The sequence below is a fragment of the Streptomyces sp. genome, assembly GCF_031178505.1.
Taxonomy (GTDB): domain Bacteria; phylum Actinomycetota; class Actinomycetes; order Streptomycetales; family Streptomycetaceae; genus Streptomyces; species Streptomyces gulbargensis.
The window spans coordinates 1-12,611 of the sequence record NZ_JAPSIW010000118.1; the positions used below are offsets into that span (position 1 = coordinate 1).

Genomic DNA, 12,611 nt, shown 5'->3' on the forward strand with positions numbered 1-12,611 from the left:
GACTCCAAGAACCCCACCGGCCCCCACTTCACCGTGGCGCCCGCCGCCTGGACGGAGTTCCTCGCCCGCCTGGCCTGAGTCGCGTCTGCGAGGATGCGTGTACCGGCCCTCCATCCGCACGCGGCGGGGCCGGTGCCGTACGACGCGAGGAGCGCAGACCAGATGAGCAGCAGCACGCCCGCCGGATACCTCTCCGGCCTCTTCTCCCTCGAAGGCCGCACCGCCCTGGTCACCGGCGGCAGTTCCGGTATCGGCAGGGCCATCGCCGGGGCGCTCGCCCGCGCCGGGGCGAGCGTGGTGGTCCTGGCCCGCAAGGAGGCCGAGCTCGTCGCGACCGTCGGGGAGCTGACGGCCGAGGGCTGCCGCGCCGACTGGGTCAGCGCGGACCTGAGCACCCGCGAGGGCATCAAGGCCGGGGCCGAGGCGGCCGCCGCCGTGTTCGGGGAGCCCGACATCCTCGTCAACTCGGCCGGGATCAACCTCCGTCCGCCCATGGGCGAGCTGGGCGACGAGGTCTGGGACACGACGATGACCGTGAACCTGGAGGCGCCGTTCCTCCTCGGCCGGCGCTTCGGCCCCGGCATGGCCGAGCGCGGCTTCGGCCGGATCATCCACATCACGTCTCAGCAGGCGCACCGCGCCTTCGTGCAGAGCGGTGCCTACGGCGTGTCCAAGGGCGCCCTGGAGTCCCTGGCGCGTTCCCAGGCCGAGGCCTGGTCCCCGTACGGCGTCACCGCCAACACCCTGGTGCCGGGATTCGTGATGACCGCGCTCAACCGGCGTCTCTCCTCCGACCCGGAGAAGGTGGCGGCCCTCGCGGCGCGCACCATGGTCGGCCGCAACGGGCTGGCAGAGGACTTCGCGGGCGCGGCCGTCTTCCTGGCGAGCGCCTCCTCGGCGTACGTCACGGGACAGTCGCTCTTCGTGGACGGCGGCTTCTCCGTCCACTGAAGAACCCGCTTGAGCGGCGCGGTTCCCCCCGATACGGTGCGCGGATGGCAACGATCAGGGAATTCCAGGTCACCTTCGACTGCGCGGAGCCCGCGCGCGTCGCTCGCTTCTGGTGCGAGGTGCTGGGGTACGTCATTCCGGCGTCGGCGGAGGGCGAGGAGTCGTGGTCGGCGGCCGTCGACCCCTCGGGCAAGGGCCCGCGGATCTACTTCCAGCGGGTTCCCGAGGGGAAGGTCGTGAAGAACAGGGTGCACCTCGACGTGCGGGCCGGCACCGGCCTCGTGGGCGCCGAGCGCCTCGCGACCCTGGAGGCCGAGTGCGCCCGCCTGACCAAGCTCGGCGCGGTCCACGTGCGCACCCTGTACGCCGACGAGGAGAACGAGTCCTGCATCGTGATGCAGGACGTCGAGGGCAACGAGTTCTGTCTCGACTGAGCGACGCGCCCGGGCCCTCTCCCACGGATCGTGTGACCGCTGAATCGTCGGCTCATCGCCATCGGCATGGGGCGGGGTGATCCCATCCATGAACGGCACCGGCCCCGCAGGTCGGCGGACCGGCGGGGCCTTCCTTCGGGGATTCGCCGTGCGGCGGGCTCCCCGGGCGTCAGAGCGGACGGACGGGAGTGAGCAGTGTCAGGTCTCCACCGGCCTTCTCGCTTCTCAGTTCGGGCCGCGACCGCAGGAGCGTCCGCGTGAGCGGGTCGCGTGCGAGGACCCGGTCCGGGAAGCCCGGTGTCCTGTCCCCGTCGTAGAGCACGGCCGAGTCCCAGTCGGCAGGGTCACTCGCACCCTGCCGGTCGACGATCACGGCGCGGGTCGGGACCGGCAGTGCCGTCGTCGCCGCGATGACGGCCGCCTCGACCGCTTCGGTCTGCTCGGGCGTGAGGCCGTCCAGCCACAGGGTCTGGATCTCGCAGCCGAGCGGTTCGTACAGGAACTCGTCGGTCACGTCGACGTCGGCGGAGAACCACCAGTTCACCGTGAGGGACGCGACACGCAGGCCCAGCAGGCGGCCCAGCTCCTCCCGGCTCATGGGGACACCGTCGCCCTCGACATCGAGCACCACGGCCGCGCCCCGCGCCGGGTGCGCGAGCGCGAGGCCGTGCGCCCCGAAGACCTCCGCCTGCTCGGCGAGGACCGGCGTGGCCGCCGACTCCCGGTACCACCGGATGAATCCGTCAGTCATGGCTAGCAGCTCGGCAGCGTGAAGATGTGGACATTCTCGTCTCCGAAGACCTTCTTGGCCTGCTTGATCGCCGACTCCGGAGTGTTGTCGGCCAGGTAGTAGACCGCCTTCACACCGTCCCTGTCGGCCGCGTACTTGTTGATCTTGAGGGCCTTTCCGAACTTGGCCGGATTGGCGGCCTTGGCGCCACCGCCGACGTAGATGTACTCGCCGTTCGGTCCGATGACGTCGAGACCGCTCGATCCCACATTGGGCATGACGATCTTGATGTCCTGGCCCTTGTCGTCCTTGGCCACCGTTCCGCCGACCAGCTTAGCGATGTACTCCTCGCGCTTGAGGCCGAGGTTCTCCGCGTCGCCGCCGCCGGACCTCGTCGCGAACGCAACGCGCGCGACGCCCGCCGACAGCGCGGAACTCCCCCCCGGACCGTTCTTCTTCTTGTCCGTCACGCACGCCGGAAGCTTCTTCCAGACGTCGTCGAGGATCTCCTCGCCCTTGTCGACGAGCTTCTTCGCCCGGGCCGATTTGTCGAGGAAGTCGTTGATGCCGAGGATGATCTTCCCGAGCTTCGGGAGCTTGCTGACCACCTTGACGGCCTTCGCCCAGGGCAGGTTGGTGACGATCGCCCACAGGCAGGTCGGAATGTCGGGGTCGTCCCAGCACTCCTTGATCTCCTCGGCGGCGAGTTCGACGAGCAGCTCGGCACCGTTGTTCATCAGGTAGTCGAGCAGGTCCTGCTGCGCGAGGGCCTTGGCGGCCTCGTACTCCGCGACGCTGATGCCCGCCGCTTCGAGCGCCTTGCGCTCGGCCTCCTCCAGGGAGTAGCCGTCCCCCTTCTCCTTGCTCCTGGCGGCCTCCTCGCGGGCCTTGCGCTCCTGCTCGCGCTGGTACTCCTCGGCCCGCTCGGCCGCCGCCTCGGCCTCCTTGGCGTAGGTACCGGCGTTCTTGGCGGCGGCCTCGGCCGAGGTGGCGTGCTTCTCGGCGGAGTCCGCGAGCTCGGCCGCGTCGGCGGCGTCCTTCTCCGCCCGGGCCGCCGCGCCCTGCGCGAGGCCGGCTTCCTTCTCGGCCAGGGTGGCGGCGCCGGCGGCGGCCGCCGCGTGGTTCTCCGCCTCGGCGGCGGCCCCCCGGGCCCGCTGCGCCTCCGCCTCGGCCCGGGTCGCCGCGGTGCGTGCCGCCGCCGCGTCCGCGAAGGCCTGGTCGGCGGCCTGGCGGGCGAGCTTCGCGTCGGCCTGCGCCTGGGCGTCGGCCTGGTGGGCCCGTGCCGCGGCGGCACGGGCCTTGGCGCCGTCGTCGGCGGCCTGAGCGGCGGACTTCGTCGCGGCCGCCGAGGAGCGCGCCGCGTCCGCGGAGGAACGGGCCGCTGCCGCCGCCGCCTTGAACGCGGGCGCCACCTGGGCGTTGGCGCGTGCGGCTGCGGCTTCGGCCGCCTCGGCGGCCTTGACCGCCTCGGTCGCCCGTGCCTCGGCCTTGGTGGCCTCTTCCTGGCCCATGGTCAGGGACGCCTGGGCGACCTCGGCGGCGAAGTCGGCGTTCACGTCCGCGCCGGTGAACGGCGCGGTGAGGAGGATCGCGGTGTTCGCCGGGTCGGCGATGCCGGCGGCGGTGGTGCGGGCGGACCCGGCGGCCTGCAGGGCGACCGTGGCCTGGAGGCGGGCCATCGCCGCTTCGCGGGTGGCGCCTTCGGCTTCGTCCCGGGTACGGTCGGCGGCCTGCAGGGCCTGGTTCGCGTGCACCGCGGCGAGCCCGGCCAACCGGGCCGCTTCGTGGGCGGCGACACCGGCGCGAGCCTCCTGCGCGGTGGCCTCGGCGGCCTTCGCGTCGGCCCGCTGCGCCGCAGCCCGGGTGGCGGCGGCCTCGGACTCGGCACGGTTCGCCGCCGCGTTCGCCGCGAAGGCCGCGGCTTCGGCCCGGTCGGCGGCGGCGTCGGCCCGCGCGGCGTGCGCGGTGGCCTCGGCGGCCGCCGCCCGCGCCCGCGCGGCCGCACCGGCCGCCTCGATGGCCGCCGAACGCGCGCGCACCGCGGCGTCGCCGGCCTGGTCAGCCGCGCCCCGGGCCGTACCGGCCGCCGTACCGGCGGCGTTCGCGGCCGAGCGCGCCTCGGTGGCCGCCGTGCGCGCAGCCTCCGCGTGCTCGGTGCCCTTCGCCTTGGCGGCCAGCGCCTCGGTCGCCTTCGCCCGGGCCTCCTCCGCCTTGTGGACGCGTTCGGCCGCCACCGCCCTGTTGCGGGCGTCGCGGGCCTTGGTCTCCTCGCCCCGGGCCAGCTCGTCGGATCTGGCGGCGATGCCCTCCTGTGTCTGTGCGGTGGCCCGCTTCTCCGCCGCCACGGCCGCGGCGGCCTGCGCGTCGGCCCGCTTCGCGGAGGCGGTCCGCGCCTCGGCCTCGGCACGCGCCCGTGCCTGGGCGGCCGCGTCACGTTCCCGTTCGGCCCGTGCCCGGGCGGCCGCGGCGAGGTCACGCTCGCGCTCGGCGATCACCCGCTGTTCGGCCGCGATCCTGGCCTGGCGCTGCGCCTCGATCCGCGCGTCACGGGTCTTCTTCGCGTGGTCCCACGCCTGCTTCTCGGCCTGCTCGGCCTCGATCCGCGCCTTGCGGGCCTTGCCCGCCGCGTCCGCCGCGATGCTGGCCTGCTGAGCCGCCGCCTCCGCGAGCCGGGCCGCCGCCTTGGCGTGCTGTTCGGCGTTGGCCCGCCACTTGGCGGCCTGCCGCGCGTGCAGTTCGGCCTGGTTCTTGGAGTTGAGCCCGGCCGCGTCGGCGCCCGTGGCGTCCACCGCGTGCTGTGCGGTCGCCGAGGCCTTGGCGGCCGCGTCCGCCGCGGACGCGATGCCCGAAGCGACCTCCGACCACCGCACGCCGTGCGTCAGCCCGGTCTCGACCAGCACATCGGCCTGCACCTTGGCCTGGCCCGCCGCCACCTGCGCCTGCCGCGCGGCGTCCTCGGCGATACCGACCTGCCGGGCTACCTCCGTCTTCACCGGCGCGTAGTCCGACAGCCGCTTCCCGGCGCGGTCGGCGGCGAGCATCCGGTCGGCCTCACGGGACTGAGCGGCCGCCGAGTTCATCGCGTTCGCCGAGGCCTTCAGCGCCTTCACCGCGTTGCCGTGGGCGGCTATCAGCTTGGCACGGGCCTCGGCGGCGCGGGCGGTGTTCTCGGCCAGCTCCCGCAGACGCTGCGCCGCCTCCAGCGCCTCCTTCTGGGCCTTCTCGTGTGCCGCCCGGTCGTCCGCGTCCTTCTGCGCGGCGACCAGGTAGCCCTTGTCCAGGAACTCGGCCATGACCTTGTCGTCGCCCGTGGCCAGCGCGGCCTGCGCGGCCCGCTTCACCTCCGGACCGCCGACCGCGAGGAGCATCTCCACCCGCTTGCGGTTCTCCGCCGCGCGCTGCTGCTCGTTCTGCTCGGTGGCCTTGTCCCGTTGCCGCGCGATGTCGGCGCCGAACGCCAGGAAGTCGGCCCGGTCCTTGGCCGTGCCCTTCAGGGCCCGCTCGACCTCCGCGTTGAAGTACGGGCCGCCCGTACCGCGCATCGCCTCGATCCGGCGACGGTTGGTGACGTCGGCCGCGTCCCGCTTGTCCTTGGCGCGCTGCCGTGCCTCGGCCTCACCACGCTCCAGGAAGTCCTGGATCGCGCGAGGTTCCGTGCTCTCCAGCGCCTTCCTCGCGGCTTCGCGGACTTCCTCCTCCTCATCGAACTCCGCGAAGTCCTCCACCAGTTGCCGATCGCGTGCCGCACTGATGTCGTCCAGCGCGGTGCGCGGCGCGGGCGCGGCCGTGGTGGCCGGCTCCGGCGGGGCGGCCAGCAGCCGGCTGTAGGCGACCGAGGCGTCCGCCCCGGTTCGGGTCGCGGCGCCGGCTTCTCCGGCCGCACCGCCCAGGATGGCCAGCGCCATGACGGTGGAGACCGCCTTGCCCATCACGCCGGGCACAAGGCCGCGCCTTCTTCCGGCCCGCGGCCGGAACGTTCCCTTCACGGGAAACCCCTTCAATGAATTGATCGGTAAAGAAAAACGGCAAAGAGATCCCCCTGCCCTCGATGCGCGGGCAGGGGGAACAGGCCGGAGTCACGGCTCCGGCTCAGGAACGGCACGGACCCGGCGACGTGCGCCGAGCCCGTGGCGTCAGCCCTTGACGCGGTTCTCGCCGTCCCGGGCCCGGTCGGCCATGTCCTTCCAGAAGGCGGCCGTCTCGCCGGCCTCCGTCCGCTCCTTGGCCCAGTCGCCCTGACGGGCCTCGGCGGGTGCGGAGATCCTCTCCCAGAGGCCGTCGACGCTCTCCTCTGCCAGCCTGGCAATGTTCTGCCAGCTCTCCGCCTGCGTCCTGGCCGCGTCCTCCTCGGTCAGCCACGCCTGCCGCGCACGGTCCGCGTGACCGGCGACGGCCTGCCAGGCCGCCTCGGCCTCGGCACGCTTCCGCGCCGCGTCCGCCGAGGACTTCAACGCCTCCTCGGCGGCCACCGCCTGCGCGACCAGCTGCGACAGCAGGTGGTGGCGACGCACCTCGGCATCCGCCACCCGCAGCCGGTACGCCTCCACGTCCAGTGCCGCTCCCGTCGCCCAGCCGTAGCCGAAGAACTCCGCGACGTCCGCGTCCGTGGAGCCGGGCCGCAGCGCCCACTGCGCCGCCACCCGCACCTGCTCCCCGGGGGCATCCTCCGAGACCGCCCGTACGAAGGCGCGGTCCCGCTCAGCGATCTCCAGACGGTGCTCCGCGTCAGCCGCCCGCATGGCGCGGTCGCGCTGCTGCGCCTCCGCGTACCCGGTCCTCACGAACGCGGCCCGATCGGCATCGGTACCCTTCAGCGCCCGCTCGGCGGCCGACCGCACCGCAGGAGAGAAGCCCGCCGGATGCGTACTCACCACCCGCTCGCAGAACGCCCGGTCGCGCGAACGGGCGTCACGCAGGCGCCGCTTCGCCGCGTCGTAGCCGCCCCCGGGGGCCAGCCAGTCCGCGATCGCCGCGTCGCCGCGCGTACTGCGCAGCGCGTTCCACGCCGACGTACGGATCTCCGCGGGCAGCCCCGACTTGGCCAGCCGCAGCACGCGCGCCCGTGCCTCTTCCGCCGCGGCGGCCGCCACCAGCGCCGACTGACCGGCTCCCGCCGGTTCGGCTCCGGCCGGGTCGGCGGCCACCACCACGGCGTGCGCCTGGACGGCTGCCGGGTCGGCGAACACGCCGCCGGCGGCCAGCACGCCGACCACCAGCCCGGACACGGCCCCACGCTGACGCCTCACACGGCGACCTGCGGATCCTGTCATCACTCACGCTCCCCCCGTCGTTCGTTCCTCAGGTCAGGGCGCCAGCGGTGCGGAGACGCGCCAGACCGCCATGAGGACCGGCTGGGCCTCGCCCGGCTTGCCGCCGGGCAGGTCGAACGTCATCTTGGAGCGCGCGTAGACGGCCGTCGTCGTGGGCCCGAGCCAATGCGTGGCCGTGCCGACGGGCTGTGTGAAGAACACCCCGCCGAAACGCTCCGGCATGGGGGCCTTGCGCGCACACCACGTGGCGCTGTTCCGGAACGCGCTGCTGCGGTCGTCGGCCGCGACCTCCACGCGCAGGCCGTCCTTCTCCGCCTTGCCGCTCTTGAGGTAGTGACCGGGCTTGCGAACGGACTCGAAGGAGTAGCAGCCGGGCCGGCTCGCGAGGGAGGGCACGACGACCCAGGTGGCGTCCTCGCGGTCGGACAGGGAGCTCTCGGAGCCGATCGAGTCGCTGAGGACGACCTTCCCGCGGTCGGCGCTGGACTGGCGGGCGACGTCGCCGTTGGCGCGCACCTTCAGAGTCTGGCGCTTGAGCCGGTACTGGGTGTCGGCCTTCAGGAAGAAGGTGACGGCTTCGTCACTGCCGGCCAGCGCCTTCTTGGCGGCGGCGGCGAGATGGGGGTTGACCCCGCTGTTCTCCGCCGCGGCCTGGATCTGCAGGGCGAGCTTGCGATTCGCCTCCGCGAGCTGCTTGCGCCGGTTCTCGTCGTCGCGCTTGTAGGCGGCGTCGGCGCCGGTGTGGATGTACGCCTTCCACACTGCCGGGTCGGAGCTGAGGGTGGCGCGCTGCGCCTCGGCGTAGAGCTCGGAGCCCTTCAGGTCGGCGGGTGCCAGGCGCAGGAGCTCGCGGATGAAGTTGTCGTCGCTCAGCGCGAGCATGGCCTGGGAGGGCGTGACGCGGAACAGGGCGGCGGCGCTCTTGCGGGCCTCCTCCTCCTTGCGGCGCTCGGCCTCCTTGCGGTTCTTCTCCTCCAGCTCCTTCAATTCGTTGGCCACATCGCGCTTGTGGGCCTCACGGGCGCCGTTGACGATGAACTCGTGCCAGTCCGCCGCCTCGCCGAGCAGTGCCTGCAGGGCCGCGGCCCGCACTTCGGGACCGGACGCGGCGTGCCGGGCGACGGCCCGGATGAAGTTGTCGTCGCCGAGGGCGAGGAGCTCCGGGGTGCTGGGGATGCCGACGGCAAGCAGGAGTTGCGACTTGGCCAGCCGATTCGCCCGCTCGGCCTCCGCCTTCTCCCGCTCGCGCTGCTGGTCGAGCTTGTACGCCTCGTGGATGCCGGTCGCGATGAACCGCACGTGGTCGTCCTCGACCGTGCTGGCCATGGCCTGCTCGGCGGCGGTGCGGACCGCGTCCAGCTTCTCTCCCGCGTCGCTGGCCTTCTGCCACAGCGCGTGGATGAAGTCGTAGTCGCTGAGCAGGAGCACGTCGGCGGTCGGGTCGAGCCGGACCACGGCCGCGGCCTCGACACGCTGGTCGTCGGTCGTGCCGATACCCGCAGCGCGGGCGGCGACGTCCGCCGTCGCGGGGGTGCTGTCGGCGACGGCGCCCGGTGCGACGGCGCCGGTGACGGCCGCGAGGGCGGTGGCGGTCGTGAGACCGCGCGTCACGATGCGCCGCATACGCGCGGAAGTGCTGTGCTTGCTGTTCATGGTCGTGCGAAGACCCCCTCTGCCGCCGGGTGGCGGCGGCTGTACATGAGAAAATGGCGGCGGGCACCGCGTGGTCGTCGCGGTGGTCGGTCGTATGCGCCGCCATGTGGAACGCGGTGAGCCGGGACGTGAAGCCGCTCGGACCTCAAGGGGAATGACAGTCGATCACAGACCCTGAGGCGAGAAAGAACGACGACGGTGCGTCAGAAGGAACACCGAGGCGTCAGCGGGAAAGGCACGCTGCCGCACGATGGTTCGGAGATCCACTCCGGTGACGTCTCACCATTCCCCCTGCTGTACCGATGAAACACCCTGCGGCGCCCGGCCCGGCGAAGCATGGTCAGTGCCTCGTCGAACTTTCCGGGACGCTGCCCGGTCACGCTGTTCATAACGAACCTAACCCGCGCATGCCGACCCACGCAATGATCTTCCTGACGCAGTGGCGCATCTCGCACACGGTGGGTGTAATTCCGCTTTGGCGGGGCGAGTCGGCCGCACGCGGACGTGATCCGCCTGGGCGGTGTCCGGTAAGAAGCGCCGTCTGCCCGCAGGTCAGGGCCCGCGGCGTGGGCGGAACGGCACGGGCCGGGGGCATACGGTCCACGAGCGGTTCGATCCTCCGACGGCACCTCCCCACCCGACATCGCGTGCCGGGCAGGATTTGGGGGGGCGTGTCGATCAGGCCGGATCAGGGAGCGGCGTCCGGTGCTCGGCGAAGCCCTGGGGGAGGCGCGAGCCCAGCAGGACCGGCGAGACACCCCCTAAGGCCGCTTGGGGTCCCCGGTGGGGGTGAGTGTCCACGAGCCGCTCGATCGGACGTACAGGAGGCAGGGCTTCTTCGGCGTGACGGCCGGTGCCGTGAACGCCCCGGCCCCCTCGCACAGGAGGTCCCCGGGCCGGAAGTCCGCCCGGAGGGTGTGCAGCGAGAAGGCCGATCCGTCGTGCTGGGTGACCCACAGCGGTTCCCGGCCGCCGGGATGCCGCAGGACGTACGAGCCGGTGGAGCCCACCTCGCCCGTCAGGAGCGGGATCTCCTCCGGCGGGTGCAACCAGATCCGCCACCCCCGCCGCGTGTGCGTCTGCAGGTGGATCGTGTCCAGGCCGTCGGCGGGGACCGGAACGATCGCCCGCGTCAGCGAGGAGGCGTGCGTGAGGATCTTGTGGAACGGCTTGTCGTCGCCGCGCGGGCTGGTCAGGTCGACCCAGGAGTCGGCTGCCCGCTCCAGGTGGACCACGAGCAGCGCGGGCTCGCGCGGGTCGGTTCGGCTCAGCTGAACCCCCGTGCTGCCACGGCTCTCCCTGCGCTGCCGTGCTCCCGTGTGCACGGGCCAGGTGCCGTAGGGGTCCGCGGAGGTGGGCGGGGCGGAGCTCGGGGCCGGCGCGTGCCCGGGGCGTCCCTTCGTACGGGGGCCGGGCCGCTGGTCCGGTGCCCGCTCCCGCAGGCCGCTCTCGATCGGCGGCCGTCCCTCGGCCAGACGTACGGCATCGGCGGCGCAGACGGCGACGGTCCGCGGGGCGCCCCCGGCGGGAGCCCAGCGCACCTCCTCGGCCGATCGCCCATGGCGGGGGTCGAAGAAGCAGAGGGGAAGCCGAGGGGGGCGCGGCAGGCCCGCGACGGCGGCGTCCACGCATGCCAGCGCGTGGCGGCCCTCGTCGAGGGCTCGCAGCGCGTCGGCCGCGCCCCGCGGGTTCCGGCCGCCGGCGACGTCCCGCTCGGCCCGCTCGTACAGATCCAGCGCGCGCTGGTAGTCGGCGAGGAGCCGGGGGCTGTGCACCTGGTGGTCCGGCCTCCCCGAACGCGGTGATCTCCGCCTCGACCTGGGTGACGTCGTCCGCGCGTTCGCGCCCGCGCCCACGGCCCCGGAACAGGCCGGTCATCGCTCCCACCATGCCGTCAGCCACACAGGCGATCGTAACCGCGGCCGCACGCCGACGAAGCCGGTCCGGTCGCCGATCAGGTGGAGAGCGACGGCTCGTCGGACACGGCCCGGGGGCTGCCCTCCCGGCCCGCCGCCCAGGCGGAGAGGTCCCGCGCGCAGGCGGCCAGGGCCGCCGCCGTGGGCCCGGAGGCCGCCGAGAGGGCGGCCGTCAGGGTGAGGTGGGGGGCGTCGGGCTCGGCGCCCGTCGTCAGCGCGCAGGTGACCGTCGCCGCCGGGCCCTCCGTGCCGGGCGGGACGGGGACGGTGAGCGTCAGCGCGCAGGCGCCGGGGCGGGCGCCCGCCGCTTCGACGCGGCGGGTCATCGCCTCGGAGAGCGGCTCCGCGTTGTCCTCCAGTGCGCCCCGGCGCAGCGGGAACTCCTCGTCCACCGCCACGACGCCGATGCCCCGCAGCGTGGTGGCCCGCAGGCGCAGCGCGCGGGCGCTGAAGACGCCCGTGCTGTGCAGGACGTAGACGGCGACGAGCGCGGCGCGCACGGCCGCGCCGAGTTCGGCGGGGAGGCCGGGCAGCGGGACGCTCCACCGGGGCGGGCGGAGCCGTACCGGCGCGCGCCCTTCGGCGAGGGCCGTGAGTCCGTCGCGGACCGTCTCGCCGAGCAGCCAGGGCCCCCCGGGGCCGAGCATCAGGAGCCGGCCGTGCTCGTCGACCGCGAGCGGCGCGTCCGTGTCCGTACGGCCGAGGGGGAAGAGGCGTACGCCGAGGGAGTCGGCGAGCCGGAGCAGCGACGGGACGTCGAAGCGGGCCTCGCGCGGGTCGACGACGGCGCCGATGGCGGCGACCTCCCGGCCGCCGGCCGGGGCGGGACGCACGGTCAGGCCGTGGAACTCGCGCACCGCCAGCTCGGCGGCGGGGAAGACCTCGCCCGCGCCGTGGGTCGCCGCGACGAGGATCGCGAGCAGGGCGGCGTCCCCCGCGTCCCTGCCGGGCTTCCAGCCCGCCTCTTCCAGCACCGTCCGCCTCATGCCCGGTCGTGGAGGATCGTGATGCCGAGCCGGTCGAGGAGCGCCGTGCAGGAACGGCAGACCTCGGCCTCCGTGCCGTGCTCGGGGTCTCCGTGCGGCCGGATCTTGCGGGCGACGATCGCCGCGCCCGCGAAGTGCGGGGCGGCCTCGTCGAGGTCGGCGGTGCGGCCGTCGCCGCGCATCCGGTCGAAGGCGAACAGTTCGTCGGAGACGAGGGCGGACTCGGCGCAGTAGCCGATGAACGGCTCGCGCAGGCCGGCCGGGAGCTGGTCGAAGAACTCCCGCACGGCCGGGTGGAGTCGCGGCTCGCCGTCGCCGGTGAGGTTGGTGTGGCTCGTGATCGTGCCGTGGAGGAGCAGCGAGGCCGCCGTACCGGGTACCAGGTCAGACATAGAAATCCTCCGCGTCCTGCATGGGCGTCCGGTACAGGCCGATCATCGCCTCGTGCTTGCCGGTGCCCATGTAGTAGTCGCCCGTGTGGTGCATGCAGAAGAACCGGCCCTGCTCGTCCACGACGTACAGCTCCGCGTCCGTGGAGTCCCACCCGACCGGGAAGAGCCGCACGCCGAGGTTGCGGCTCAGCTCCGCCATGTCCTCGAAGGTGTGCCCCCAGTAGGGCACGGGCGTGAACTCCATGTAGGCGTCCCGCTGGGCGTCGTGCACCACGCGCA

The 12,611-nt window shown here is 73.6% G+C and carries 11 protein-coding genes; 3 read left to right on the forward strand and 8 right to left on the reverse strand.

Translation table 11 applies throughout. From position 1 onward, the window contains the following. The 3 genes from RIF68_RS11425 to RIF68_RS11435 form a co-directional block, all read left to right on the forward strand. The coding region (locus tag RIF68_RS11425; protein ID WP_309051080.1) for a DUF397 domain-containing protein at positions 1-78 on the forward strand (78 nt) is incomplete at its 5' end. An 84-nt stretch (positions 79-162) separates the two neighbouring features. Further along, complete coding sequence (locus RIF68_RS11430) at positions 163-951, forward strand: SDR family oxidoreductase (protein WP_309051070.1); 789 nt, start codon at positions 163-165, stop codon at positions 949-951. Positions 952-995: 44 nt separating this feature from the next. After that, positions 996-1,385 carry a VOC family protein gene (locus RIF68_RS11435; protein WP_309051071.1) on the forward strand — a complete coding sequence of 130 codons (390 nt, stop codon included), beginning with the start codon at positions 996-998 and terminating at the stop codon, positions 1,383-1,385. Positions 1,386-1,554: 169 nt separating this feature from the next. On the opposite strand, the gene RIF68_RS11440 is transcribed toward RIF68_RS11435, so the two are convergent. The 8 genes from RIF68_RS11440 to RIF68_RS11475 form a co-directional block, all read right to left on the reverse strand. Continuing rightward, on the reverse strand, positions 1,555-2,136 hold the full coding sequence (locus RIF68_RS11440; protein ID WP_309051072.1) for a hypothetical protein: 582 nt from the start codon (positions 2,134-2,136) through the stop codon (positions 1,555-1,557). Positions 2,137-2,138: 2 nt separating this feature from the next. Then, the gene (locus RIF68_RS11445; protein ID WP_309051073.1) at positions 2,139-6,056 is read right to left on the reverse strand and encodes a hypothetical protein; all 3,918 of its coding nucleotides are present in this window, start codon (positions 6,054-6,056) and stop codon (positions 2,139-2,141) included. Between the two features lie 192 nt (positions 6,057-6,248). Beyond that, positions 6,249-7,340, reverse strand: coding sequence for an ALF repeat-containing protein (locus RIF68_RS11450; protein ID WP_309051074.1), 1,092 nt, complete (start codon positions 7,338-7,340; stop codon positions 6,249-6,251). A gap of 78 nt (positions 7,341-7,418) precedes the next feature. Continuing rightward, complete coding sequence (locus tag RIF68_RS11455; protein ID WP_309051075.1) at positions 7,419-8,996, reverse strand: AbfB domain-containing protein; 1,578 nt, start codon at positions 8,994-8,996, stop codon at positions 7,419-7,421. Between the two features lie 803 nt (positions 8,997-9,799). Further along, entirely contained in the window at positions 9,800-10,813 is a 1,014-nt protein-coding gene (locus RIF68_RS11460; protein ID WP_309051076.1) for a hypothetical protein, read from the reverse strand. 179 nt (positions 10,814-10,992) lie between these two features. Continuing rightward, entirely contained in the window at positions 10,993-11,940 is a 948-nt protein-coding gene (locus RIF68_RS11465) for an SUKH-3 domain-containing protein (protein ID WP_309051077.1), read from the reverse strand. Next, positions 11,937-12,332 carry a YwqJ-related putative deaminase gene (locus tag RIF68_RS11470; protein WP_309051078.1) on the reverse strand — a complete coding sequence of 132 codons (396 nt, stop codon included), beginning with the start codon at positions 12,330-12,332 and terminating at the stop codon, positions 11,937-11,939. Before RIF68_RS11470 ends, RIF68_RS11465 begins: the two co-directional genes overlap by 4 nt. Further along, the coding region (locus tag RIF68_RS11475) for an SUKH-3 domain-containing protein (RefSeq protein WP_309051079.1) at positions 12,325-12,611 on the reverse strand (287 nt) is incomplete at its 5' end. The genes RIF68_RS11475 and RIF68_RS11470, both read right to left, overlap by 8 nt.